The organism is Nocardioides sp. Z21_20, from assembly GCF_059766585.1.
The window spans coordinates 121,715-145,425 of the sequence record NZ_JCBAJX010000003.1 but is presented as its reverse complement, the minus strand read 5'-3'; the positions used below and the strand labels follow the sequence as shown (position 1 = coordinate 145,425).

Genomic DNA, 23,711 nt, shown 5'->3' with positions numbered 1-23,711 from the left:
GGCCGGGGAGACTCGTGGCGACGTCGTCCCACCGGGGACGCGCAGGGCCGGGAGGAGCGTGAGGGGCCGCGATGACGACCGTCCCGCCGGACACCCGACGGCGCTCGCGCCCGACGGACGCCGAGCCGGACCCGGCACCGCGCTCGGGGCTCCTGGACACCCTGCGGGAGGCGCGCACCACGGTGCAGCACACCGCCAGCGGCATCCGCCACGCGCTGGACCGGCCGCTCACGTCGTACTACCTGCTGCTGGGCGCCTCCGCGCTGCTGCTGACCATCGGGTTGATCATGGTGCTCAGCTCCTCGAGCGTCTACGCCTACGAGCACATGGACAACTCCTACGGGATCGTCGAGCGCCAGCTGGTGTGGGTGCTCATCGGCCTGCCCTGCGCTTGGATCGCCTCCCGGCTGTCGTACCGCTTCCTGTGGGTGATCAGCTGGCCGGCGATGGTGATCGCGATCGTGATGCTCGCGCTGACCAAGACCTCGCTCGGCGTCGAGGTCAGCGGCAACACCAACTGGCTCGCGCTCGGCCCGGTCCAGCTACAGCCCTCGGAGATCGCGAAGCTGGCGATCGTGCTGTGGGCCGCGGGCGTGTACGCGCACAAGGAGCAGCTGCTGGACCGGCTCAGCCACGTGTTCCTGCCGGTCGTGCCCGGCCTGCTGCTGGTGATCGGGCTGGTGCTGTGGCAGGGCGACCTGGGCACCGCGCTGGTGCTCGGCGCCATCCTGATGGCGCTGCTGTGGGTGGTCGGCGCGCCGGCCCGCTTCTTCGTCGCCGCGGTGGTGGCCGCCGGCGTGGCCCTGGCCGCGCTGGCCTCGACCAGCCCGGAGCGCCTGGACCGGATCCGGAACTTCGTCGACCCGTTCAAGGACTACCAGGACGCCGGCTGGCAGCCCGCGCACGGGCTGTTCGCGCTGTCCTCGGGCAGCTTCTTCGGCCGCGGCATCGGCGCCAGCCAGCAGAAGTGGGGCGACCTGCCCGAGGCCCACACCGACTTCATCTTCGCCGTCCTCGGCGAGGAGCTCGGCCTGGTCGGCACGCTGCTGGTGCTCGCCCTGTTCTTCACCATCGCCTACGCCGCCATCCGGGTCGCCCTCACCACCACCGAGCCGTTCGTGCGCTACGCGACGTTCGCGATCGTGGTGTGGCTGCTGGGCCAGGCGATGATCAACATCGGTATGGTGCTGGCCCTGCTCCCCGTCATCGGCATCCCGCTCCCGCTGGTGTCGTACGGCGGGTCGGCGCTGCTGCCCTCGCTGGTGGCGCTCGGCCTGCTGATCGGCTTCGCCCGGCGGGAGCCGGAAGCCGCGCGCGCCCTCGCCGCGCGGCGTCGCACCCGGACGGCCGGGCGCTCCGCCCCGTGGTCGTCGCGTCGGGGCCGATAGATTCGGTCCTCGGAAAGGTCCTTCATGCGCGTTCTTCTCGCCGGCGGTGGCACCGCCGGACACACCTCCCCCCTGCTCGCGACCGCCGACGCCCTGCGTCGGCTCGCGCCCGACACCGAGGTCACCTGCCTGGGCACCTCCCGGGGCCTGGAGACCCGGGTGGTGCCGGAGGCCGGCTACCGCCTCGAGCTGATCCCGCCGGTGCCGCTGCCGCGCCGGCCCTCGGGCGAGCTGCTGCGGGTCCCGGGCCGGCTGCGCGCCGCGGTGCGCGAGACCCTCGCCGTCTTCGACCGGGTCCGCCCCGACGTCGTCGTCGGCTACGGCGGCTACGTCTCGATGCCGGCCTACCTGGCCGCCCGCCGTCGGCGCGTGCCCCTGGTCGTGCACGAGCAGAACGCCCTGCCCGGGCTGGCCAACAAGGTCGGCGCCCGGCTCGCGCAGCACGTCGCGGTCAGCTTCCCCGACACGCCGCTGCCCCACGCCCGCTACGTCGGGTTGCCGGTCCGCTCGCTGATCTCCAGCCTGGACCGGTCCGCCGCACGTGCCGAGGGCCGAGCCTTCTTCGGGCTCGATCCCGACCGGCCCACGCTGCTGGTCACCGGAGGCTCCCAGGGCGCCCGGCGGATCAACGAGGCGATCACCGGTGCGGCGACGACGCTGGCCGAGGCCGGCGTGCAGGTGCTGCACGTGGTCGGGCCCAAGAACGAGCTCCCCGACTCCCCGGACGCGCAGGTGCCCTACGTGGTGGTGAACTACGTCGACCGGATGGACCTCGCCTACGCCGCGGCCGACCTGGTGGTCTGCCGCGCCGGCGCCTCGAGCGTCACCGAGGCCGCCGCCGTCGGCCTGCCCGCGGTCTTCGTCCCGCTGCCGATCGGCAACGGCGAGCAGGAGCACAACGCGCGCCCCGTGGTCGACGCCGGGGGAGCGCTGCTCGTCTCCGACCAGGCGCTCACCCCGGAGTGGGTCGCGGCCACGGTGCCCGGCCTGCTCGCCGACCCCGACCGGCTCGCGGCGATGGGGGCGGCCGCCTCCGCGCTGATCCCGCGCGACGCGGACGAGCAGCTGGCCCGGATCGTGCTGGGGGCCGCCCGATGAGGATCCCCGTACCCGAGGTGCTGCTGCCCGCCGACCAGCTGGGCCGGGTGCACTTCGTCGGCATCGGCGGAGCCGGCCTCTCCGGGATCGCCCGGATCATGCTCGAGCGCGGGATCGCGGTCAGCGGCTCCGACGGGGCCGACTCGCCGGTGCTCGACGACCTGCGCGCGCTCGGGGCCCGGGTGCACGTGGGCCACGCCGCCGAGCACGTCCACGACGTCGACACCCTGGTCGTCTCCACCGCGGTGCGCGAGACCAACCCCGAGGTCGTCGAGGCCCGGGCCCAGGGGCTGCGCCTGCTGCCCCGCTCGGCGGCCCTGGCCGCGGTGATGCACGGACGGCGCACCCTCGCGGTGGCCGGCACCCACGGCAAGACCACCACCACGTCGCTGCTCACCGTCGCCCTGCAGCGGGCCGGTGCCGACCCGACGTACGCCATCGGCGGGACGCTGAGCGCCACCGGCACCAACGCCCACGAGGGCTCCGGCGACCTCTTCGTGGCCGAGGCCGACGAGAGCGACGGCGCGTTCCTGGTCTATCGCCCGCACGCCGCGATCGTGACCAACGTCGAGGCCGACCACCTCGACGTGTGGGGCACCGAGGAGGCCTACCGCGCCGCGTTCGTGGAGTTCCTCGACCGGATCGACCCCGACGGCTTCCTGGTCTGCTGCCTCGACGACCCCGGCGCCGCCGAGCTCGCCGAGCGGGCGCGCGAGCGGGGGATGACGGTCGTCGGGGTCGGCGAGTCGGCCCAGGCCGACCTGCGGGCCAGCGACCTGAGCTTCGTGGGCACCACCTCGACCTTCACCGTCCACGACGCCGGCCGCGAGCTGGGGCAGGTGCGGTTGCAGATCCCGGGGCGTCACTACGTGCTGGACGCGCTCGCCGCGCTGGCCGTCGGCCTGCGCCTCGGGTTCCCCTTCGCAGCCCTGGCCGAGGGGCTCGGCTCGTTCACCGGCACCCGCCGGCGCATGGAGCTCAAGGGCGAGGCCGCGGGCGTGCGGGTCTACGACAGCTACGCCCACCACCCCAAGGAGATCGACGGGGACCTGCAGGCCGCCCGCGCGGTGGCCGGGGACGGCCGGCTGGTGGTCGCCTTCCAGCCCCACCTGGTCTCGCGTACCCGGATCTTCGGCGAGGCGATGGGCCGCGCGCTGGGCGCCGCCGACGAGGTCGTGGTCCTGGACGTCTACCTCGCCCGCGAGGACCCCGACCCCGCGGTCACCGGACGGCTCGTCGCGCAGGCGGTGCCACTGGCCGGCGATCGGGTGGCCTTCGTCCCGGCGTTCGACGAGGTCCCCGGCGAGCTGGCGGCCCGCGCCCGACCCGGGGACGTCGTGCTGACCCTCGGTGCCGGAGACGTGACGGTCCTGGGGCCGCGCCTGCTCGAGCTCCTGGGCAGCCGCTGATGGTGCGCGACCCCTCGCGTGCGCGGACCGGTGCGGGCGCCGGTGCGAGCTCCGACCCCGGTGCCGAGCGCACCCGGCAGCGCTTCGAGCGCCGCCAGCGCGCCCGTCGCTGGCGGACGTGGCGGGTGGTCCTGGCCGGGGCCGGGCTCGCCGTCGCGCTCGGGCTCGGGGTCTGGCTGGTGATGTTCTCCTCGGTGCTGGCCGTGCACGGTGTCAGCGTGGAGGGCAACGCCCTGCTCGAGGACGACGAGGTGCGCCGGGTCGCGGACGTGCCGTCGGGGGAGCCGCTGGCCCGCCTCGACCTGGACGCCGTCCGCGCGCGCGTCGCCGCGCTCGCCGCCGTCCGCTCGGTCGACGTCTCGCGGCAGTGGCCCGACGGCGTCGTGGTGCGCGTGGTGGAGCGCGAGGCGATCGCCGTCGTGCCCGCCGGCGATCGGTTGCGGGGGATGGACGAGGAGGGGGTGCTGTTCCGGACCTTCGCCCGCGAGCCCGGTGACCTGCCCCGCCTGGAGCTCGCCGCGGGGATCCGCAGCGAGGCGATGCTCGAGGCCGCCCAGGTGGTCTCCGCCCTGCCCGCCGACCTGCTGGCCGACGTCGACCACGTCGCGGTCGCCACCGTGGACCAGATCGTGCTCGAGCTGCGCGACGGGCGCACCGTGGACTGGGGGAGCGCCGAGCAGTCGACGGACAAGGCCCGCGTCCTCGACGCCCTGCTCCAGGCGCGCGAGGCGCGCCACTACGACGTGAGCGTGCCGGGGCAGCCCACCACCAGCGACGTCGACTGAGCGCCTCGACGCCGAATTTCTCGATCCGCCACTCGGTGCTGGGCGTGTCGGTTGGACCTGAGTCCTGCGGTTGCCTACCTTCGTCTGCAACGCGAGGTTGACATAACTATAACCCTCAGGTTGAGGGTTAGGGTCTTCCGGCTCGATCGGTGGCCTCGCAGCACGCGGTTCGAAGAACCCAACCGCACGATCCTCATACGAAGCAGCACCCGGATGTCCGGGCCGACGTCGGCCGGGACTCGATCAGCGAAGGGCTTGAGCAGCCGTGGCAGCAGCGCAGAACTACCTGGCCATCATCAAGGTCGTGGGTATCGGTGGTGGCGGGGTCAACGCCGTCAACCGCATGATCGAGGTAGGGCTCAAGGGTGTCGAGTTCATCGCGATCAACACCGACGCCCAGGCCCTCCTGATGAGCGACGCCGACGTCAAGCTGGACATCGGTCGTGACCTGACGCGCGGCCTCGGTGCCGGCGCGGACCCGAGCGTGGGCGGCCAGGCGGCCGAGGACCACGCCGACGAGATCGAGGAGGTCCTCAAGGGCGCCGACATGGTCTTCGTGACCGCCGGCGAGGGAGGCGGCACCGGCACCGGCGGCGCGCCGGTCGTGGCGCGCATCGCTCGCTCGCTGGGCGCCCTGACGATCGGCGTGGTGACGCGGCCGTTCGCCTTCGAGGGGCGTCGCCGGGCCAACCAGGCCGAGGAGGGCATCTCGCAGCTGCGCGACGAGGTCGACACCCTCATCGTCATCCCCAACGACCGGCTGCTCTCGATCAGCGACCGCAACGTGTCGATCCTCGACGCCTTCAAGCAGGCCGACCAGGTGCTGCTGCAGGGTGTCTCGGGCATCACCGACCTGATCACCACCCCCGGCCTGATCAACCTCGACTTCGCCGACGTGAAGTCGGTGATGGCGAACGCGGGCTCGGCCCTGATGGGCATCGGCTCCGCGCGCGGTGAGGACCGTGCGGTCGCCGCCTCTGAGATGGCGGTCTCCAGCCCCCTGCTCGAGGCGTCCATCGACGGCGCCCACGGCGTCCTGCTCTCCATCGCCGGCGGCTCCGACCTCGGCCTGTTCGAGATCAACGAGGCTGCCGCGATGGTGGCCCAGGCCGCCCACCCCGAGGCCAACATCATCTTCGGTGCCACCATCGACGACGCGCTCGGCGACGAGGTGCGCGTCACCGTGATCGCCGCCGGCTTCGACGGCGGAATGCCGAAGAAGCGCGACGAGGGCACGGTGCTGCGGCGCGCGCCCGCTCAGCAGAGCCAGGAGGAGACCCGCGCGGCCGCCCAGCAGCTCGCCCAGCAGCAGCGCCAGGCTCCCGCCCAGCAGGCGCCGCGCCAGCCTGCTCCCGCCGTGCCCGCCGGTCAGGGGCTGCGTGGTGGCCAGAGCCAGTCGGCCCCCAGCCAGGGGCAGTACGGGGGCAACCAGGGCGGCCAGAACCAGGGCGGTCAGAACCAGGGCGGCCAGAACCACGGCCAGAGCCAGGGCGGCCAGAGCCAGGGCCAGGGTCAGGCCCCGGCGCAGGAGCGTCGCCCCGTCGCCCCGCAGCCCACGCGCCCCACGCGCCAGGTCGAGTTCGACGACGACGAGCTCGACGTCCCCGACTTCCTGAAGTGAGTCGTGTTCGCGTTCCGTGACCGGCGTGGTGCGGTGGAGGTCGCCTTCACCGATCGCCACGCCGGTGACGGCCGCTGCCTCAATCTCAGCCTCGTGCGTGACGGCGCCCCGGTCACCGGGCCGGCCGACTCGCCGGGCCTCACCGAGGTCGCCGAGGCGTTCTGCCCCGGGCGCACCCCGGTCGGGCTGACCCAGGTGCACGGCGGCGCGGTCGAGGTCGTGGACGAGAGCTGGGCGGGGGAGGAGATCGTGGCCGACGGCCTGGTCACCGCCGCGCCGGGTGTCCCGCTGCTGATCCGGACCGCGGACTGCGTCCCGGTGCTGCTGGCCGGCTCCGGCGTGGTCGGGGCAGCCCATGCCGGGCGACCCGGGCTGGTGGCCGAGGTGGTGCCTGCGGTGGTGGCGCGGATGCGTGCGCTGGGCGCCACGGATCTGCACGCCTGGGTGGGGCCGCACGTGTGCGGGCGCTGCTACGAGGTGCCCGAGCAGATGCGCCGCGACGTCGCCGACGTCGTGCCGCAGGCATGGGCGCAGACCTCGTGGGGCACGCCCGCCCTCGACATCGGTGCCGGGGTGCGCGCGCAGCTCGACGCCCTCGGCGTGACCAGCCTCGCTGCGGGCCGGTGCACGCGCGAGGACCCCGACCTGTGGTCGCACCGCCGTGAGGGCGCGCGAGCCGGTCGGCTCGGCGCCCTGGTGATGAGGACGGGATGAGCAGGCTCGATCAGCTCGCCGCCAACCTCGACACCGTGCACTCCCGGATACGCACGGCCTGTCGCGACGCCGGACGCGAGGCGGACGAGGTCACCCTCGTGGTGGTCACCAAGTTCTTCCCCGCCTCCGACGTGCGCGCGCTGGCCGAGCTCGGCGTGCGCGACGTGGCGGAGAACCGGCACCAGGAGGCCCAGGAGAAGTGGCAGCAGTGCGCGGACCTGGGCCTGCGCTGGCACTTCGTCGGGGGCCTGCAGAGCAACAAGGCGGCCGCGGTCGCGTCGTACGCGGACGTGGTGCAGTCGGTCGACCGCCCACGGCTGGTCGGGGGACTGGTCAAGGGAGCCGCCCAGCGGGGCACGGTGCTGGACTGCCTGGTGCAGGTCAGCCTGGATCCGCCGGGCACGGGGCAGGGCCGCGCCGGCGCGCCGCCGGACCAGGTGCTCGCCCTGGCCCACGAGGTGGCCTCGCACCGCGAGCTGCGACTGCGCGGGCTGATGGCGGTGGCCCCGCTCGGGGAGGACCCCCAGGCGGCCTTCGCACGGCTCGCCCGGCTGCGCGCGGAACTGCTGCAGAGCCACCCGGAGGCCACCTGGCTCTCGGCGGGGATGAGCGGCGATCTGGAACAGGCGGTGGCCGCCGGCGCGACACACGTGCGCGTCGGGAGCGCCATCCTCGGCGAGAGGCCGGTGATCAAGTAGTGTCAACCATCAACACAGCGTCCCTTCAGGGGCGCAGGAGTTCCGGAGGACGACAGTCATGAGCGGCGCGATGCGCAGGATCGGCGAGTACCTCGGCCTGCTCGAGGACACCGGTCGGTACGACGAGTACGAGGGCGAGTACGACGAGACGCCGGCCGAGCGCGCGCCCGCGCCCCGGCCCGGCAAGGTCGCCCCCGTGGAGCCGCGGCCGGTCTCCGACCTCTCCGAGCGTCGTCGTCCGACGCCGGTGGCGACCGGGGTGGTGGCCGAGCTGTCCCGGATCACCACGCTCCACCCGCGCACCTACAACGAGGCGCGCACGATCGGTGAGAACTTCCGCGAGGGGGTGCCGGTGATCATGAACCTCTCCGAGATGGACGACTCCGACGCCAAGCGCCTGGTCGACTTCGCCGCCGGTCTCGTCTTCGCCACCCGCGGGACCATCGAGCGGGTGACCAGCAAGGTGTTCCTGCTCTCGCCCGCCAACGTCACGGTGGCGGCCGAGGACAAACAGCGCATCGTCGAGGGCGGTTTCTTCAATCAGAGCTGACAGCTGAGATGCAGATACTCGGACAGGTCATCGAAGGCCTGCTGTGGGCGTTCATCGCCCTGCTGTGGGTGCGCTTCGTCGTGGACTGGGTGCAGGTCTTCGCCCGCTCCTGGTCGCCGAGCGGCCCGCTCCTGGTCGTGCTGGAGATCGTCTACTCCATCACCGACCCCCCGATCTTGGCGCTGCGCCGGGTCATCCCGCCGCTGCGCCTGGGGTCCGTGGCCCTGGACCTGAGCTTCATCCTGGTCCTGCTGATCGCGTACCTGCTGAAGTACCTGAACGCTGCGCTGCTGCTGAGCTAGCCAGCCCCTACTGTCTGCCGCCTGGGCCGCTAACCCGGATCAGGGGCCAGGCGCTACAGTTCGACCGAAAGCCGAGAAGTATGCCGACTAACGAATGGGTGAGGTCATGCCGCTGACGCCTGAGGACGTGAGTAACAAGCGTTTCACTCCCGTCCGCCTGCGCGAGGGTTACGACATGGGGGAGGTCGACCAGTTCCTCGATGAGGTGGAGGCCGAGCTTGCTCGCCTCACGAAGGAGAACGAGGAGCTTCGCTCCAAGCTCGCCGCCGCCCAGTCGGGTGGCAAGAGCGCATCTCCCGCGCCGTCGTACGAGAAGCCGGCCCCCGCGCCGGTGGAGGACAAGCCCGCTCCGGCTCCGGCCCCCGCTCCTGTCGCGGCTGCGCCCGCGGCTCCGGCGGAGACCATCCGGGTGGAGACGGTCCCGCAGGCGTCCAACGCTGCGGCTCGCCTGCTCGAGCTGGCCACGCGCAACGCCGACGAGCTCGTCGACGAGGCCAAGAACGAGGCCGACAAGATCGTCGGCGAGGCCCGCACCAAGGCCGAGCGCCTGGAGTCCGAGGCCAAGAGCAAGGCCGACCGGCTCGAGGCGGACGCCCGGACCCGTTCGCAGATGCTCGACTCCGAGACCGCGGAGCGTCGTCGTCAGATGTTCGGCGACCTCGAGAAGGAGCGCGACAAGCTCAGCAGCGAGGTCGAGACGCTGCGCTCCTTCGAGCGTGAGTACCGGGCCCGGCTCAAGAGCTACTTCAGCCAGCAGCTGGAGGCGCTCAGCGGCTCCCCGGAGACGGCTGCCCCCTCGGGGGACAGCGCTCCGGCTCCCAAGCGCCTGCGCTCGATCCTGGGCGACGAGCAGGACTGAGACAGGCCGGCTCGCGCCGGACGATCTCACACGACGGCCGGATCCCTGCGGGGGTCCGGCCGTCGTCGCGTCCGGGCCCGGCTGGGCGTGGTCGATTGAGTCCCCCCGAAGAAGTCGCTACTCTCCCGACACCCGGCGTGGTTCTCCGATCACGTGGTGCAGTCCGAGGAGGAGCAGCAGTGGACAAGGCTTCGGCAAGACGGCCAGCCCCGACCAAGGCGAAGAAGGCACCCGTGAAGAAGACCGCCACCAAGAACGGCACCCAGCAGGTCGAGCGCAACGACGGCGTGGCTTCGCTCGTGGTCAAGGAGGGCGAGCAGCCCTGGACCACAGCGGAGCTCGACGAGGTCCTGGTCGAGTTGCACGATCACCGCGACCGGCTCGTCCAGCACCTGCACGACCAGGAGGTCGAGCTGGCCGGGCTGATGAAGGACGCCGGTGACGGGGCCGGCCACGACCAGGCGGACATGGGCGCGACGAGCTTCGAGCGCGACCACGAGCTCGCGGTGGTCAACCACGAACGGGAGATGCTGGCGCAGATCGACCGGGCGCTGGCCCACATCGACGACAGCTCCTACGGGGTGTGCGAGTCGTGCGGGCAGGCGATCGGCAAGATGCGGCTGATGGCTTTTCCGCGTGCGACACTGTGCATGTCATGCAAGCAGCGCGAGGAACGTCGCTGAGTCACAGCGACCCCACTGGTCCAGTTCCCCCATCCACCCGAGGCCGCCTCAGACTGCTGTTCGTCGCGGTCGCGCTGGTGGCCTACGCGGTGGACGTCGTCTCGAAGATCGTGGCCGTCGAGAAGCTCACCGGGCGCCCCGACGTCGAGCTGGTCGGCAGCTGGTTCACCCTGCACCTGATCCGCAATCCCGGAGCCGCGTTCAGCGCCGGCACCGAGTACACGGTGGTCCTCAGCTGCATCTCGATCGCCGCCGCCTGCGTTGTGCTGCTGCTGAGTCGGCGGCTCGGCAGCCCGCTGTGGTCGGTCGGTCTCGGCCTGCTGATGGCGGGCATCCTCGGCAACCTCACCGACCGGCTGCTGCGCGCGCCGGGCCCCCTGCGCGGGCACGTGATCGACTTCCTCCGCCTGCCCAACTGGCCGATCTTCAACTTCGCCGACATCTTCATCAACGTGGCAGCGGGCGTGATCATCCTGCAGGCGATCCGCGGGATCAGGCTCGACGGGGGCCGCACCGACGACCACGACCGGCCCGACGGCGACGAGGGCGAGGGGGCCGACCCCGAAGGCCCGGACGGGCCGACGGCCCAGGAGGACAAGCAGTGAGCGTTCCCGCAGACCACCGGGTCGTGTGGGTGCCCGACGGGCTCGCCGGCGAGCGGGTCGACATCGCCATCGCCCGGATGTTCGGGTTCTCCCGGACCCGGGCCGCCGAGCTGATCGTCCAGGGCCACGTCCAGGTCGACGGCGCCACCCCCGGCAAGTCCGACCGGGTCGACCCGGGCGCGATGCTGGACGTCACGATCCCCGCGGTCGTCGACCAGCTGGCGATCGTCCCCGAGGTCGTCGAGGGCATCAAGATCATCCACGACGACGACGCCATCGTGGTGATCGACAAGCCCGTCGGCGTCGCGGTCCATCCCTCGCCGGGCTGGTCGGGCCCCACCGTGGTCGGGCACCTGGCCGGCGCCGGGTTCCGGATCTCCACCAGCGGTGCCTCCGAGCGCCAGGGCATCGTCCAGCGCCTCGACGTGGGGACCTCCGGGGTGATGGTGATCTGCAAGTCCGAGCGCGCCTACTCCGTGCTCAAGAACGCCTTCCGGCACCGCACGGTCGACAAGACCTACCACGCGTTGGTCCAGGGGCATCCCGATCCTCTCGAGGGCACCGTCGACGCGCCGATCGGGCGTCACCCCAAGGCGGACTACAAGTTCGCGGTGATGGCCGACGGCAAGCACAGCATCACCCACTACCAGACCCTCGAGGCGCACCGCTTCGCCAGCCTCCTCGAGGTGCACCTGGAGACCGGGCGCACGCATCAGATCCGGGTGCACATGTCGGCCCTGAAGCACCCCTGCGTGGGCGACCTCACCTACGGGGCGGACCCCACGCTGGCCAAGCGGGTCGGACTGGAGCGGCAGTGGCTGCACGCCGTACGGCTGGGCTTCGAGCACCCGGACTCCGGGGAGTACGTCGAGTACGAGTCGCCCTACCCCGACGACCTGGCGGCGGCGCTGGAGACCATCCGTGACGAGCGATGAGGACGCGCTGACGCTGCGTCCGGCAGTCGCCGAGGACCTCGGACCTCTGGGCGACCTCTACCTGCGCGTGCGCGCCGCCGCGATCCCGGCGATGCCGGCGCAGGTGCGCCCGATCGCGCAGGTGCGCGCCTGGTTCGCCGGCTGGGACCTGACCGTGCGCGAGACCTGGGTGGCGCAGCGCGCCGACGGCGCCCTGGTGGGCTACGCCGTGCTCGAGGGGGACTGGCTGGACTCGCTCTACGTCGCTCCCGAGGTCGCCGGGCAGGGGATCGGCTCGGCGCTGCTGGACCTGGTCAAGCAGCTGCGCCCCGGGGGCTTCGGCCTGTGGGTCTTCGAGAGCAACCTCCCGGCCCGGCGCTTCTACCGCCACCACGCGCTGGTGGAGCTCGAGCGCACCGACGGCTCGGAGAACGAGGAGCGCTCGCCGGACCTGCGGCTGGCCTGGGCGGGGGAGCGCGCTGTCGGTGGTGTCGACCATGATCGACAGTAGCGGTCGCGTAGGCTGGCGTCCTTCCCCACGACGACGCCCGGTGCCCGCGCCGAGGCCGCTGAGGCATGCCGTTTCACCGTGTAAAGCTCGACCGTTCCACCCGATTCCCTGAGGAGCATCCCCGACGATGGCGACTGGTTCCGACGGCTTCGCGCACCTGCACGTCCACACCGAGTACTCGATGCTCGACGGCGCCGCGCGCCTGGGCGAGATGTTCGAGCGCACCGCCGAGCTCGGCATGGACACGATCGCGATGACCGACCACGGCAACGTCTTCGGAGCCTTCGACTTCTACTCCAAGGCCAAGGCGGCCGGGGTGAAGCCGATCATCGGGATGGAGGCCTACCTCACCCCGAACACGCCCCGCGGCGAGCGCAAGCGGGTCCGCTGGGGCGACGGCGGCGGCGACGACGTCTCGGGCAGCGGCGCGTACACCCACATGACGCTGCTGGCCAGCTCGACCGCCGGGATGCACAACCTGTTCCGGCTCTCCACCCGCTCCTCGCTGGAGGGCTTCTTCTACAAGCCCCGTGCCGACCGTGAGCTGCTCGCGCAGTACGCCCCCGGCCTGATCGGGACCACCGGCTGCCCCTCCGGCGAGATCCAGACCTGGCTGCGGCTGGGCAACTACGAGAACGCCCGGGCCTCGGCCGGCGACTTCCAGGACATCTTCGGCGCCGAGAACTTCTTCCTCGAGCTGATGGACCACGGCCTGTCCATCGAGAACCGGGTGCGCGACGACCTGCTGCGGCTGTCCAAGGACCTCAACATCCCGCCGATCGCCACCAACGACTCGCACTACACGATGCCGGGGGACGCGAAGGCCCACGAGCACCTGCTCTGCGTCTCCTCCGGCTCCACGATGGCCGACCCCAAGCGGTTCCGCTTCGACGGCGACAGCTACTACATCAAGTCGCCCGCCGAGATGCGCGACCTGTGGCAGCACAAGTACGGCCTCAAGGAGGCCTGCGACAACACGCTGCTGATCGCCGAGCGCTGCGAGGTCGAGTTCACCGAGGGCAACGGCACGTTCATGCCCCGCTTCCCCTGCCCCGAGGGCGAGGACGAGACCTCGTGGCTGGTCAAGGAGGTCGAGAAGGGCCTGCACTTCCGCTACCCCCAGGGCATCCCGGACAAGGTCCGCAAGCAGGCCGACTTCGAGGTCGGCGTGATCACCCAGATGGGCTTCCCCGGCTACTTCCTGGTGGTCGCGGACTTCATCAACTGGGCCAAGAACAACGGCATCCGGGTCGGCCCCGGCCGCGGCTCGGGCGCCGGCTCGATGGTCGCCTACGCGATGCGCATCACCGACCTCGACCCGCTCGAGCACGGGCTGATCTTCGAGCGCTTCCTCAACCCCGACCGCGTCTCGATGCCCGACTTCGACATCGACTTCGACGAGCGTCGGCGCAGCGAGGTGATCCGCTACGTCTCGGAGAAGTACGGCGACGACCGCGTCTCCTACATCGTCACCTACGGCACCATCAAGGCCAAGCAGGCCGTCAAGGACTCCAGCCGGATCCTCGGCTACCCCTTCGCGATGGGCGACCGGATCACCAAGGCGATGCCCGCCGCGGTGATGGGCAAGGACGTGCCGCTCAAGGAGCTGTTCGACCCCGCGCACAAGCGCTACGGCGAGGGCGGCGAGTTCCGCTCGCTCTACGAGGCCGACAACGACGTCAAGCAGGTCGTGGACACCGCGATCGGCATCGAGGGCCTCAAGCGGCAGTGGGGCGTGCACGCGGCCGGCGTGATCATGTCCAGCGAGCCGCTGATCGACGTGATCCCGCTGATGAAGCGCGAGCAGGACGGCGCGATCATCACGCAGTTCGACTACCCGACCTGCGAGCGCCTCGGCCTGATCAAGATGGACTTCCTGGGCCTGCGCAACCTCACCGTCCTCGACGACGCGCTGATCAACATCCGGCGCAACCGCGGCGAGGAGGTCGTCCTCGAGGACCTCGAGCTCACCGACGAGACCACCTACCGGCTGCTCCAGCGCGGCGACACCCTGGGCGTCTTCCAGCTCGACGGCGGGCCGATGCGCGCGCTGCTGCGCTCGATGCGCCCGGACACCTTCGAGGACATCTCGGCCGTGGGCGCGCTCTACCGCCCGGGCCCGATGGGCGCCGACTCGCACAACAAGTACGCCCGCCGCAAGACCGGGCGCGAGCCGGTGGAGCCGCTGCACCCCGAGCTGGCCGACGCGCTGGCCGAGATCCTGGGCGAGACCTACGGGCTGATCGTCTACCAGGAGCAGGTGATGGCGATCGCCCAGCAGCTGGCCGGCTACACGCTGGGCCAGGCCGACCTGCTGCGGCGCGCGATGGGCAAGAAGAAGAAGTCCGAGCTGGACAAGCAGTTCGCGACCTTCTCCGCCGGCATGAAGGAGCGCGGCTTCTCCGCGCAGGCGATCAAGGCGCTGTGGGACACCCTGCTGCCGTTCTCGGACTACGCGTTCAACAAGGCGCACTCCGCGGCGTACGGGCTTGTCTCCTACTGGACGGCCTACCTCAAGGCCAACTTCCCGGCCGAGTACATGGCCGCGCTCCTGACGTCCGTCAAGGACGACAAGGACAAGATGGCCATCTACCTCAACGAGTGCCGCCGGATGAAGATCCAGGTGCTTCCCCCCGACGTCAACGAGTCCGAGGCGACCTTCACCCCGGTCGGCACCGACATCCGCTTCGGCCTGACCGCGATCCGCAACGTGGGCGCCCACGTGGTCGAGGGGATCGTCGCGGCCCGCGCGGAGAAGGGCAACTACACCGACTTCAACGACTTCATGGAGAAGGTCCCCGCCAACGTCTGCAACAAGCGGGTGATCGAGTCGCTGGTCAAGGCCGGCGCCTTCGACGAGATGAAGCACCGGCGCCGGGCGCTGGTGGCGATCCACGAGTCGGCCGTCGACCAGTACGTCGACATCAAGCGCAACGAGGCGATCGGGCAGGACTCGCTCTTCGGGGGCCTGGACGAGGAGTCCGGGGGCGGGTTCGGGATCTCGGTGACCATCCCGGACATCGACGAGTGGGACAAGATGACGCTGCTCGGCCACGAGCGCGACATGCTCGGCCTCTACGTCTCCGACCACCCGCTCTTCGGTCTCGAGCACGTGCTGTCCAACGGCACCGACTGCACCATCGGTCAGCTGATGCTCGACGAGGACCGTCCCGACGGCTCCACGATCACCATCAGCGGCCTGGTCACCTCGGTGCAGCGCAAGATCACCAAGCGCGGTGACGCCTGGGCGATGGTGACGCTCGAGGACCTGGACGGGGCCATCGACGTGCTGCTGTTCCCCAGCTCCTACCAGCTGGCGAGCCCCTACCTCACCGAGGACGCCATCCTCACCGTGAAGGGCCGACTCTCGCGCAGCAAGGACCAGCCCGAGCTGCACGGCCAGGAGGTCTCGGTCCCCGACCTGTCCGAGGGCCCGGCCGGGCCGGTCGTGATCAGCCTGCCCTCGACGCGGTGCACCGCCCCCGTCGTGGAGCAGCTGCGCGACGTGCTCGGCACCCACCCGGGGATGACCGAGGTCCAGCTGCGCCTGCTGACCCGCAGCTCCACCACGCTGATGCGCCTCGACGACCGGCTCCGGGTGACCCCCAGCCCTGCCCTGTTCGCCGACCTCAAGCAGCTGCTGGGCCCCGGATGTCTGACCAGCTGAGCCAGCCGTGGGGCGCGCGGCCCGACCGGTCGGGTGCCCGCGGCGCACGCTCACCCCGGACGCTCTCGCGGGCGCTGGCGCTGGTCGGCGCCGTGATCGTGCTCTACGTCGTGGTGGCGGCCGGCGCGGGCTGGCTGTGGGAGCGGTGGTGGACGCCGCCGGAGGGCCTCGTCTACGAGGGGACCTGGGGCCTGCCGAGCGTTCAGCAGCCGCGCGTCTTCGACGGCACCGGCGGCTATGTGCTGCTCGCCGTGGTGGCCGGGCTCCTGCTCGCGGTCGTGCTGGGCCTGGTCGTGACCCACCACGAGCTGGCGGTGCTGGCCGGGGTGGTGGTGGGCTCCTGCCTGGCCGCCTACGTGATGGCCGTGGTGGGGCACTCGCTCGGCCCCGCGGACCCGGCCACGCTGGCCGCGGACGCACCCGACCTGACCACCCTGCCCGGCGAGCTGCAGGTCAGCGGCCGCAGCCCCTGGCTGGCCTTCCCGCTGGGGTCGCTGACCGGGCTGCTGGCGGTGTGGCTGCTCGTCAGTCGCCCGCGCGGCCGGCGCCAGGGCCACGACCGGACCCCGCCGATCCCCGGCTGATCGGCGCGATGAGCGCGCCGGTGACCGCGACCAGGTCGCGCGGCGCCAGCTCCACCTCCAGGCCGCGCCGACCGGCCGAGACGTGGATCGCTGCGTGGCGCAGGGCGGAGTCGTCGAGCACCGTGGGCAACGCCCGGCGCTGCCCGACCGGGGAGATGCCGCCGGTGACGTAGCCCGTGGCGCGCTCCGCACGCGCCGGGTCGGCCATCACCGCCTTGGCGCACCCCAGGGCGCGGGCGAGCGCCTTCAGGTCCAGCTGCCCCGAGACCGGCACCACCGCGACCGCGAGGTCGCCGTCCGCGGCGACGAGCAGGGTCTTGAACACCCGCTCGGGGTCGACCCCCAGCGCCTGCGCCGCCTCCTGGCCGTACGACGCGGCGCGCGGGTCGTGGGCGTAGGCGTGCACCGTGTGGGCGATCCCGGCCCGGGTCAGTGCCACCGTCGCCGGCGTCGCGCCGGCCTGCCTCCGGGCCATCGCCTGCACCCTCAGTTGGGGGACCAGCCGGTGCGGGCCACCTGGGTGGCCGGCAGCGAGGGGATCACGTTCATCGCGCGCAGCTCGGCGCGGAACAGGTCGGTGACCAGGGTCAGGCGCAGCGCGGTGCTCTCGGCCTCGAGCAGCGCTTGGCGGTCGGGCAGGGGGAGCGGCGCGATCGAGGCCAGGGTCCAGGCCAGCCAGGCGGGGTCCTTGGGCAGCGCGCCGGGGTGCGGGTCGCCGCGGAAGCCGATCAGCGACGCGCGGTAGGCGGTGAAGGTGGCGCGGGCCCGCTCCGCGATCGCGGCGGGCACCGGGTCGTCGGCCTCGCCGAGCACCTCCACCTCGCCGCGGGGGAAGGGGCCGGTGACGTCGAGCCCCTCGAGCCGGATCCGGTCGCGGCCCACCGCGACGATGTCGAAGGTGCCGTCGGGGTGCGGCTGCACCTCGGTGAGCTGGAGACGACAGCCGACCCGGTACAGCGACTGGGTGCCGTGGTCGCCCACCTCGTAGCCCTCCCGGATCGCGACCGACGCGAACAGCCGCCGCGCCGGGTCGGGCTCGCGCAGCAGGTGGTGGACCAGCGCCCGGTAGCGGTCCTCGAAGACGCGCAGCGGCACCGAGACACCGGGGAACAGCACGGTGTTCAGTGGGAACATCGGCAGCGTGGTGGGCTCGGCTCCGGCCATGGCGTGGAGCATAGACCGCGCGACCCCGTCGCCCGGGCACCGCGGGCGTCCACGCCATCGCGGCGATTCTGGGGCGTAGGCGCGCCGCACTAGAATCACACCCATGATTCGCCGGATCGACCTCCGGGGCGCCGCCACCTCCGCCGCCCCCTTCGACTACCGGACCGCCGTGCCGCGGGCCGACTTCGACATCGAGGCTGCGATCCCCGTCGTGCATCCGATCTGCGAGGCCGTGCGCGAGCGCGGCGTCGAGGCGATCGCCGAGTTCTCCGCGAAGTTCGACGGTGTCCAGCGCAGCGACATCGCCGTCCCGGCCGAGGCGCTCGGCGACGCCCTCGAGCGGCTCGACCCCCAGGTCCGCGCCGGGCTGGAGGAGTCGATCCGCCGGCTGCGCGCGACCTGCGAGGCCGAGCTCGAGCAGGACGTGGTCACCGACCTCGGCCCCGGGGCGCGGGTCACCCACCGCAAGGTGCCCGTCGGCCGGGTCGGGCTCTACGTGCCCGGCGGGCTGGCGCCGCTGGTCTCCAGCGTGATCATGAACGTGGTGCCGGCCCAGGTGGCCGGCGTCGGCTCGATCGCGCTGACCTCGAGCCCGCAGAAGGAGCACGGGGGACTGCCGCACCCGACGATCCTGGCCGCCTGCGCGCTGCTCGGCATCGACGAGGTGTACGCCGTCGGTGGCGCCCAGGCGATCGCGATGTTCGCCTACGGCGCCGGCCCGTGCCGCCCGGTCGACCTGGTCACCGGGCCCGGCAACATCTACGTCGTCTCCGCCAAGCGGCTGCTCAAGGGCGTCGTCGGCATCGACTCCGAGGCCGGGCCGACGGAGATCGCGATCCTCGCCGACGACACCGCGGTGCCCTCCCACGTGGCCGCCGACCTGATCAGCCAGGCCGAGCACGACCCGTTGGCGGCCTCGGTGCTGGTCACGCCGTCCCTGCGGCTGGCCGACGAGGTGGAGGCCGAGCTCGACAAGCAGGTCGCCCGGACCCGCCACGTCGAGCGGGTCCGCACCGCGCTGTCGGGGCGCCAGTCCGCGATCGTGCTGGTCGACGACGTCGAGCAGGGCCTGGCGGTGGTCGACGCCTACGCCGCCGAGCACCTCGAGATCCAGACCGCCGACGCCGAGGCGGTGGCCGCCCGGGTGAACAACGCCGGCGCCATCTTCGTCGGCCCCTACGCGCCGGTCTCGCTGGGCGACTACTGCGCCGGGTCCAACCACGTCCTGCCGACCGCGGGCTGCGCCTGTCACTCCTCGGGGCTGTCGGTGCGCGCCTTCACCAAGTCCGTGCACGTGGTGGCCTACGACCGTGCGGCGCTCGCCGAGGTCGCCGACCACGTGGTGACGCTGGCCGACGCCGAGGACCTGCCCGGACACGGCGACGCGGTGCGCGCCCGCTTCGAGGAGCGGTGAGCACGCTGGAGACCTGGCTGCCGCTGCGCGAGGAGCTGCGCGGCATCGAGCCGTACGGCGCGCCGCAGCTCGACGTCCCGGTCCAGCTCAACGTCAACGAGAACCCCTACGGCCCGTCCGAGGCGGTGGTCGCCGACGTGGCCGCCTCGGTCGCGGCGGTGACCGGCACGCTGAACCGCTACCCCGACCGGGAGTTCAGCGAGCTCCGGGTCGCGCTCGCGGACTACCTCGGGCACGGGGTGCGCCCCGAGCAGGTCTGGGCGGCCAACGGGTCCAACGAGGTGATGCTGCAGCTGCTCCAGGCCTTCGGCGGGCCCGGGCGCCGCGCGCTGTCGTTCGCCCCGACGTACTCGATGTACCCCGAGTACGCCCGGGACTCGGTCACCGAGTGGGTCGTGGGACGCCGCGAGAGCGACTTCTCCCTCGACCTCGAGGCCGCCCGCCTGCTGGTGCTCGAGCAGCGCCCCAGCGTGGTGCTGCTGCCCTCGCCCAACAACCCGACCGGCACCGCGCTGCCGCCCGAGGCGGTCACCGTGCTGTGCGAGGCGGCCGCGAGCTACCAGCCCGGCGGCATCGTGGTGGTCGACGAGGCCTACGGCGAGTTCCGCCGTACCGGCACACCCAGCGCGCTGGAGCTGCTCGAGCGGCACCGCAACCTGGTGGTCTCGCGGACGATGAGCAAGGCGTTCGCGCTGGCCGGGGCCCGGGTCGGCTACTTCGCCGCGGCGCCGGAGATCTGCGACGCCATCCGGGTGGTCCGGCTGCCCTACCACCTCTCCGCGGTCACCCAGGCCGTGGCGCTGGCGGCGCTGCGCCACGCGCCGGAGCTGCTCGGCCGGGTCGACGACCTGCGCGCCGAGCGGGACCGCACCGTGCAGTGGCTGGCCGAGCAGGGGCTGCAGGTCGCCGAGAGCGACGCGAACTTCGTGCTGTTCGGCCGGTTCGCCGACCGGCACGCGACCTGGCAGGCTCTCCTCGACCGCGGGGTCCTGATCCGCGAGACCGGCCCCGAGGGGTGGCTGCGCGTCTCGATCGGCACCCCGGAGGAGATGACAGCATTCAAGAACGCACTGACCGAGGTCATGGAAGAGGGACAGCGATGAGCCGTACGGCCACGATCGATCGAGCGACCAAGGAGTCGAAGGTCCACGTCGAGGTGGACCTGGACGGCACCGGGCGCCACGAGGTGTCCACCGGGGTGGGCTTCTACGACCACATGCTCTCGGCCTTCTCCCGGCACTCGCTGGTCGACCTGGTGGTGCGCACCGAGGGCGACATCCACATCGACGCCCACCACACCGTCGAGGACACCGCGATCGTGCTCGGTCAGGCCCTCGGCCAGGCGCTGGGGGACAAGCGCGGGATCCGGCGCTTCGGCGACGCCCTGGTGCCTCTCGACGAGGCGCTCGTCCAGTGCGCCGTCGACGTCTCGGGGCGGCCCTACTGCGTGCACGTCGGCGAGCCCGAGGGACAGGTCTTCGTGGCGATCGGCGGCGACTACCAGGGCTCGCTGACCCGCCACGTCTTCGAGACGATCTCCTTCCACGCCCAGCTGGCGCTGCACGTGCGGGTGATCTCCAGCCGCGACCCGCACCACCTGGTCGAGGCGCAGTTCAAGGCCTTCGCGCGGGCCTTCCGCGACGCCGTCGCCCTCGACCCGCGTGAGAGCGGCGTGCCGTCCACCAAGGGGACGCTCTGAGCGCCGACGCGGGGGAGCCGACCCCCCGCCGTCCCCACGTCGTGGTGCTCGACTACGGCTCGGGCAACCTGCGCTCCGCGGTGCGCGCGATGGAGCGCGCGGGCGCGGAGGTCGAGCTCACCGCCGACCGCCGAGCCGCCGAGGAGGCCGACGGCCTGCTGGTCCCCGGCGTCGGTGCGTTCGCCGCCTGCATGGAGGGCCTGCGCGCCGTCAAGGGCCACGAGATCATCGGCCGGCGGCTGGCCGGCGGCCGCCCGGTGCTGGGCATCTGCGTGGGCATGCAGATCCTGTTCTCGCGCGGCGTCGAGCACGGTGTCGAGACCGCCGGCTGCGACGAGTGGCCCGGCGTGGTGGAGCGGATCCAGGCGCCGGTCGTCCCACACATGGGCTGGAACACCGTCGAGGTGCCCGAGGGTTCCACGCTCTTCGCCGGCATCGAGCACGAGCGGTTCTACTTCGTGCACAGCTACGGCGTGCGCGAGTGGAGCCTGGTCACCAACGACCGGACCCGGGCACCGCTGGTGACCTGGGCCGAGCACGGCGGCGACCGGTTCGTCGCCGCGGTGGAGAACGGGCCGCTCACCGCCACCCAGTTCCACCCCGAGAAGTCCGGCGACGCCGGCGCGGCGCTGCTGCGCAACTGGGTCGCCTCCCTGCCCACCCGCTGAACCTGCCGCCGACCCCCCTCTGCCCGGGCGGCGTCCACCGCCGCCCAGCCCCTGTGAAAGGCCGTCATGTCCTCCTATCTCGAGCTCCTTCCCGCCGTCGACATCGCCGGCGGCCAGGCCGTCCAGCTGGTCCAGGGCGTCGCCGGCTCGGAGAAGCGCTTCGGCGACCCCGTCGAGGCCGCCCTGCGCTGGCAGGAGGCCGGCGCCGAGTGGCTGCACCTCGTGGACCTCGACGCGGCCTTCGGGCGGGGCGAGAACCGTGAGCTGCAGGCCCGGATCGTCGGCGCCCTCGACATCAAGGTCGAGATGAGCGGCGGGATCCGCGACGACGAGTCGCTCGAGGCCGCGATGGCCACGGGCTGTCGCCGCGTGAACATCGGCACCGCCGCGCTGGAGCACCCCGAGTGGTGCGCCCGGGCGATCGCGACGTACGGCGACCGGGTGGCCGTCGGGCTGGACGTGCGCGGGCGGACCCTGGCGGCCCGCGGCTGGACCCGCGACGGCGGCGACCTCTACGACGTGCTCTCCCGCCTCGACGCCGAGGGCTGCGCGCGCTACGTGCTCACCGACGTGAACAAGGACGGGATGCTGCAGGGCCCCAACCTGCAGCTGCTGCGCGACGTGTGCGCGGCCACCGACCGCCCGGTGGTCGCCTCGGGCGGGATCACCGAGCTGGCCGACCTGGAGGCCCTGCAGTCGCTGGTGGGCGAGGGCGTCGAGGGCGCGATCATCGGCACCGCGCTCTACGAGGGCCGGTTCACCCTCGAGGAGGCGCTCGCGCTGACGCTGCCCTCCCAGGCCGGCGCATGAGCCTCGCCGTACGGGTGATCCCGTGCCTGGACGTGGACGCCGGGCGGGTGGTCAAGGGGATCAACTTCCAGGAGCTGCGCGACGCCGGCGACCCGGTGGAGCTGGCCCGCACCTACGACGCCGAGGGCGCCGACGAGCTCACCTTCCTCGACATCTCCGCCTCCCACGAGGGACGCGCCACCACGATGGAGATCGTGTCGCGCACCGCCGAGGAGGTCTTCATCCCGCTCACCGTCGGGGGTGGCATCTCCTCGGTCGCCGACGTGGACCGGCTGCTGCGCGCGGGCGCGGACAAGATCGCGGTCAACACCGCCGCCATCCGGCGCCCCGAGCTCGTCGCCGAGATCGCGGACCGGTTCGGCAACCAGGTCCTGGTGCTCTCGGTGGACGCGCGCCGCGCCACCGACACCGAGTCCGGCTTCGAGGTGACCACGCACGGTGGGCGGCAATCGGCGGGGCTGGACGCGATCGGCTGGGCGGTGCGCGCCGCCGAGCTGGGCGCCGGCGAGATCCTGCTCAACGCCATGGACGCGGACGGCACCCAGGACGGCTTCGACCTCGAGCTGCTGCGTGCCGTGCGCCGCGAGGTGAGCATCCCGGTGATCGCCTCGGGCGGGGCCGGTGCGCTCGAGCACTTCGCGCCGGCGGTGCAGGCCGGGGCCGACGCGGTGCTCGCCGCGACCGTGTTCCACTTCGGCACGCTGCGCGTCGGCGAGGTCAAGCAGACGCTGGCCGCAGCCGGTCACCCGGTCCGCTGACGCGCCTGCCTCACCGACGGGGGCTCACAGCCCCCGGTCCGCGGCCCGCAGCCGGGTGACCCGCGCGGCCGGCCCCTCGAAGACGAGCCCCTCGCTGGGGCGCCCGAACGCGAACAGCAGCAGCTCCGAGGGCAGCCCGCTCACCCGCACCGGGTCCTCGCCGCGGCGCAGCGTCGCCGTCGCGCCCGGCCCGGCGGCGCGGTCGGTGCGCCGTACCTCCACCGGCACCCCGGCTGGGCGGACCAGGGCGGGCCCCATCGCGCGCAGCGCGCCCCACAGCGCGGACTCGGCGTCCGCGGACAGCTCGCGGGGCTGCCAGGACGGGACCGCGCGACGCAGGTCCTCGTGGTGGACGAAGAACTCAGCCGTGTTCGCCACCCGGTCCAGCGGGCCCACCAGCCGGAAGGGCAGGGCCGGACGGCGCAGCCTGGCCACCAGCGTGGCGAGCTCCTGGGTCCGGAGCCTGTCCATCCCACGCTCGGTGAGCCCGGACAGCGGCGCCACCATGATGCCGGCGGCGGCCAGCGGCCGGTGCTCGCGCAACACCAGGTGGGCGACGAGGTCGTGCGTGGTCCAGGACCCGCTGCAGGTGGGCGCCGTGGGGCCGCGCTCGAGGGCCAGGTCGCACAGCGCCGCACGCTCGGCGCGCGCCAGCCGAGGTTCGGCGGGGACGTGGTCGGGTCCCCGCCCGGTCGTGGGATTCGGGCTCATGCGAGCCGAGCATACGGGCGCCGCCCGGGCACGGGGGGCTGTCGGCGCCCGGGAATAGGCTGACGGGCGCTGCGGGTTGGCCCCGGAGCAGCCGTGCCC

General features: G+C 72.6%; 25 protein-coding genes. 22 read left to right on the top strand and 3 right to left on the bottom strand.

The window, feature by feature from the left end; genetic code table 11:
- The first annotated feature begins 71 nt into the window (after nt 1-71).
- The 16 genes from ftsW to AC6EH9_RS07105 all read left to right on the top strand — a co-directional run bounded on the left by ftsW (nt 72) and on the right by AC6EH9_RS07105 (nt 16,388).
- Complete coding sequence (gene ftsW, locus AC6EH9_RS07180; protein ID WP_498421822.1) at nt 72-1,388, top strand: putative lipid II flippase FtsW; 1,317 nt, start codon at nt 72-74, stop codon at nt 1,386-1,388.
- A gap of 24 nt (nt 1,389-1,412) precedes the next feature.
- Nucleotides 1,413-2,486 carry an undecaprenyldiphospho-muramoylpentapeptide beta-N-acetylglucosaminyltransferase gene (gene murG, locus AC6EH9_RS07175; RefSeq protein ID WP_498421821.1) on the top strand — a complete coding sequence of 358 codons (1,074 nt, stop codon included), beginning with the start codon at nt 1,413-1,415 and terminating at the stop codon, nt 2,484-2,486.
- A complete protein-coding gene (murC, locus tag AC6EH9_RS07170) occupies nt 2,483-3,895 on the top strand; it encodes a UDP-N-acetylmuramate--L-alanine ligase (protein ID WP_498421820.1) in 1,413 nt (470 codons plus the stop codon). Before murG ends, murC begins: the two co-directional genes overlap by 4 nt.
- Entirely contained in the window at nt 3,895-4,680 is a 786-nt protein-coding gene (locus tag AC6EH9_RS07165; RefSeq protein ID WP_498421819.1) for a cell division protein FtsQ/DivIB, read from the top strand. Before murC ends, AC6EH9_RS07165 begins: the two co-directional genes overlap by 1 nt.
- A 265-nt stretch (nt 4,681-4,945) precedes the next feature.
- Nucleotides 4,946-6,301 (top strand): cell division protein FtsZ, encoded by a 1,356-nt coding sequence (gene ftsZ, locus AC6EH9_RS07160; RefSeq protein ID WP_498421818.1) that lies wholly within the window; start codon nt 4,946-4,948, stop codon nt 6,299-6,301.
- A gap of 3 nt (nt 6,302-6,304) precedes the next feature.
- Nucleotides 6,305-7,015 carry a purine nucleoside phosphorylase YfiH/LACC1 family protein gene (locus tag AC6EH9_RS07155; protein ID WP_498421817.1) on the top strand — a complete coding sequence of 237 codons (711 nt, stop codon included), beginning with the start codon at nt 6,305-6,307 and terminating at the stop codon, nt 7,013-7,015.
- Complete coding sequence (locus AC6EH9_RS07150; protein ID WP_498421816.1) at nt 7,012-7,713, top strand: YggS family pyridoxal phosphate-dependent enzyme; 702 nt, start codon at nt 7,012-7,014, stop codon at nt 7,711-7,713. Before AC6EH9_RS07155 ends, AC6EH9_RS07150 begins: the two co-directional genes overlap by 4 nt.
- A 58-nt stretch (nt 7,714-7,771) precedes the next feature.
- Nucleotides 7,772-8,263, top strand: a complete 492-nt coding sequence (locus AC6EH9_RS07145; protein ID WP_498421815.1) for a cell division protein SepF — start codon at nt 7,772-7,774, stop codon at nt 8,261-8,263.
- An 8-nt stretch (nt 8,264-8,271) separates the two neighbouring features.
- Nucleotides 8,272-8,565, top strand: a complete 294-nt coding sequence (locus AC6EH9_RS07140; protein WP_498421814.1) for a YggT family protein — start codon at nt 8,272-8,274, stop codon at nt 8,563-8,565.
- 94 nt (nt 8,566-8,659) lie between these two features.
- Entirely contained in the window at nt 8,660-9,424 is a 765-nt protein-coding gene (locus AC6EH9_RS07135) for a DivIVA domain-containing protein (RefSeq protein ID WP_498421813.1), read from the top strand.
- 233 nt (nt 9,425-9,657) lie between these two features.
- The gene (locus tag AC6EH9_RS07130) at nt 9,658-10,107 is read left to right on the top strand and encodes a TraR/DksA family transcriptional regulator (protein WP_498421812.1); all 450 of its coding nucleotides are present in this window, start codon (nt 9,658-9,660) and stop codon (nt 10,105-10,107) included.
- 77 nt (nt 10,108-10,184) lie between these two features.
- Nucleotides 10,185-10,712, top strand: a complete 528-nt coding sequence (locus AC6EH9_RS07125; RefSeq protein ID WP_498421811.1) for a signal peptidase II — start codon at nt 10,185-10,187, stop codon at nt 10,710-10,712.
- Nucleotides 10,709-11,647 carry an RluA family pseudouridine synthase gene (locus AC6EH9_RS07120; protein ID WP_498421810.1) on the top strand — a complete coding sequence of 313 codons (939 nt, stop codon included), beginning with the start codon at nt 10,709-10,711 and terminating at the stop codon, nt 11,645-11,647. The genes AC6EH9_RS07125 and AC6EH9_RS07120 overlap by 4 nt, the downstream gene beginning before the upstream one ends.
- Entirely contained in the window at nt 11,634-12,137 is a 504-nt protein-coding gene (locus AC6EH9_RS07115; RefSeq protein ID WP_498421809.1) for a GNAT family N-acetyltransferase, read from the top strand. The genes AC6EH9_RS07120 and AC6EH9_RS07115 overlap by 14 nt, the downstream gene beginning before the upstream one ends.
- A gap of 127 nt (nt 12,138-12,264) precedes the next feature.
- Nucleotides 12,265-15,804, top strand: coding sequence for a DNA polymerase III subunit alpha (dnaE, locus tag AC6EH9_RS07110; RefSeq protein ID WP_498421808.1), 3,540 nt, complete (start codon nt 12,265-12,267; stop codon nt 15,802-15,804).
- Nucleotides 15,789-16,388 carry a hypothetical protein gene (locus tag AC6EH9_RS07105; protein WP_498421807.1) on the top strand — a complete coding sequence of 200 codons (600 nt, stop codon included), beginning with the start codon at nt 15,789-15,791 and terminating at the stop codon, nt 16,386-16,388. Before dnaE ends, AC6EH9_RS07105 begins: the two co-directional genes overlap by 16 nt.
- Here the strand turns inward: AC6EH9_RS07105 and ybaK are convergent.
- The gene (gene ybaK, locus AC6EH9_RS07100) at nt 16,330-16,863 is read right to left on the bottom strand and encodes a Cys-tRNA(Pro) deacylase (RefSeq protein WP_498421806.1); all 534 of its coding nucleotides are present in this window, start codon (nt 16,861-16,863) and stop codon (nt 16,330-16,332) included. The two genes, AC6EH9_RS07105 and ybaK, sit on opposite strands and share 59 nt — an antisense overlap.
- Before the next feature lie 11 nt (nt 16,864-16,874).
- Nucleotides 16,875-17,552 (bottom strand): LON peptidase substrate-binding domain-containing protein, encoded by a 678-nt coding sequence (locus AC6EH9_RS07095; RefSeq protein ID WP_498421805.1) that lies wholly within the window; start codon nt 17,550-17,552, stop codon nt 16,875-16,877.
- Nucleotides 17,553-17,655: 103 nt separating this feature from the next.
- Here AC6EH9_RS07095 and hisD point away from each other — a divergent pair, with 103 nt between their 5' ends.
- The 6 genes from hisD to hisF all read left to right on the top strand — a co-directional run bounded on the left by hisD (nt 17,656) and on the right by hisF (nt 22,901).
- Nucleotides 17,656-18,966, top strand: coding sequence for a histidinol dehydrogenase (gene hisD / locus AC6EH9_RS07090; protein ID WP_498421804.1), 1,311 nt, complete (start codon nt 17,656-17,658; stop codon nt 18,964-18,966).
- Entirely contained in the window at nt 18,963-20,069 is a 1,107-nt protein-coding gene (locus AC6EH9_RS07085; protein WP_498421803.1) for a histidinol-phosphate transaminase, read from the top strand. The genes hisD and AC6EH9_RS07085 overlap by 4 nt, the downstream gene beginning before the upstream one ends.
- On the top strand, nt 20,066-20,665 hold the full coding sequence (gene hisB, locus AC6EH9_RS07080) for an imidazoleglycerol-phosphate dehydratase HisB (protein WP_498421802.1): 600 nt from the start codon (nt 20,066-20,068) through the stop codon (nt 20,663-20,665). The genes AC6EH9_RS07085 and hisB overlap by 4 nt, the downstream gene beginning before the upstream one ends.
- 41 nt (nt 20,666-20,706) lie before the next feature.
- On the top strand, nt 20,707-21,333 hold the full coding sequence (gene hisH, locus AC6EH9_RS07075) for an imidazole glycerol phosphate synthase subunit HisH (protein ID WP_498421801.1): 627 nt from the start codon (nt 20,707-20,709) through the stop codon (nt 21,331-21,333).
- Between the two features lie 66 nt (nt 21,334-21,399).
- Nucleotides 21,400-22,143, top strand: a complete 744-nt coding sequence (gene priA / locus AC6EH9_RS07070; protein ID WP_498421800.1) for a bifunctional 1-(5-phosphoribosyl)-5-((5-phosphoribosylamino)methylideneamino)imidazole-4-carboxamide isomerase/phosphoribosylanthranilate isomerase PriA — start codon at nt 21,400-21,402, stop codon at nt 22,141-22,143.
- Nucleotides 22,140-22,901, top strand: coding sequence for an imidazole glycerol phosphate synthase subunit HisF (gene hisF, locus AC6EH9_RS07065; RefSeq protein WP_498421799.1), 762 nt, complete (start codon nt 22,140-22,142; stop codon nt 22,899-22,901). The genes priA and hisF overlap by 4 nt, the downstream gene beginning before the upstream one ends.
- A 24-nt stretch (nt 22,902-22,925) precedes the next feature.
- Here the strand turns inward: hisF and AC6EH9_RS07060 are convergent, their stop codons facing one another.
- Entirely contained in the window at nt 22,926-23,612 is a 687-nt protein-coding gene (locus tag AC6EH9_RS07060; RefSeq protein ID WP_498421798.1) for a TIGR03085 family metal-binding protein, read from the bottom strand.
- Between the last annotated feature and the right edge of the window lie 99 nt (nt 23,613-23,711).

Excerpts from the sequence above, each read along its gene's own strand:
- ftsW (WP_498421822.1), top strand. The coding sequence starts at position 72 with ATGACGACCGTCCCGCCGGACACCCGACGGCGCTCGCGCCCGACGGAC.
- murG (WP_498421821.1), top strand. The coding sequence starts at position 1,413 with ATGCGCGTTCTTCTCGCCGGCGGTGGCACCGCCGGACACACCTCCCCC.
- murC (WP_498421820.1), top strand. The coding sequence starts at position 2,483 with ATGAGGATCCCCGTACCCGAGGTGCTGCTGCCCGCCGACCAGCTGGGC.
- AC6EH9_RS07165 (WP_498421819.1), top strand. The coding sequence starts at position 3,895 with ATGGTGCGCGACCCCTCGCGTGCGCGGACCGGTGCGGGCGCCGGTGCG.
- AC6EH9_RS07150 (WP_498421816.1), top strand. The coding sequence starts at position 7,012 with ATGAGCAGGCTCGATCAGCTCGCCGCCAACCTCGACACCGTGCACTCC.
- AC6EH9_RS07145 (WP_498421815.1), top strand. The coding sequence starts at position 7,772 with ATGAGCGGCGCGATGCGCAGGATCGGCGAGTACCTCGGCCTGCTCGAG.
- AC6EH9_RS07140 (WP_498421814.1), top strand. The coding sequence starts at position 8,272 with ATGCAGATACTCGGACAGGTCATCGAAGGCCTGCTGTGGGCGTTCATC.
- AC6EH9_RS07135 (WP_498421813.1), top strand. The coding sequence starts at position 8,660 with ATGGGTGAGGTCATGCCGCTGACGCCTGAGGACGTGAGTAACAAGCGT.
- dnaE (WP_498421808.1), top strand. The coding sequence starts at position 12,265 with ATGGCGACTGGTTCCGACGGCTTCGCGCACCTGCACGTCCACACCGAG.
- AC6EH9_RS07105 (WP_498421807.1), top strand. The coding sequence starts at position 15,789 with ATGTCTGACCAGCTGAGCCAGCCGTGGGGCGCGCGGCCCGACCGGTCG.
- ybaK (WP_498421806.1), bottom strand. The coding sequence starts at position 16,863 with ATGGCCCGGAGGCAGGCCGGCGCGACGCCGGCGACGGTGGCACTGACC.
- AC6EH9_RS07095 (WP_498421805.1), bottom strand. The coding sequence starts at position 17,552 with ATGGCCGGAGCCGAGCCCACCACGCTGCCGATGTTCCCACTGAACACC.
- hisD (WP_498421804.1), top strand. The coding sequence starts at position 17,656 with ATGATTCGCCGGATCGACCTCCGGGGCGCCGCCACCTCCGCCGCCCCC.
- hisB (WP_498421802.1), top strand. The coding sequence starts at position 20,066 with ATGAGCCGTACGGCCACGATCGATCGAGCGACCAAGGAGTCGAAGGTC.
- priA (WP_498421800.1), top strand. The coding sequence starts at position 21,400 with ATGTCCTCCTATCTCGAGCTCCTTCCCGCCGTCGACATCGCCGGCGGC.
- hisF (WP_498421799.1), top strand. The coding sequence starts at position 22,140 with ATGAGCCTCGCCGTACGGGTGATCCCGTGCCTGGACGTGGACGCCGGG.
- AC6EH9_RS07060 (WP_498421798.1), bottom strand. The coding sequence starts at position 23,612 with ATGAGCCCGAATCCCACGACCGGGCGGGGACCCGACCACGTCCCCGCC.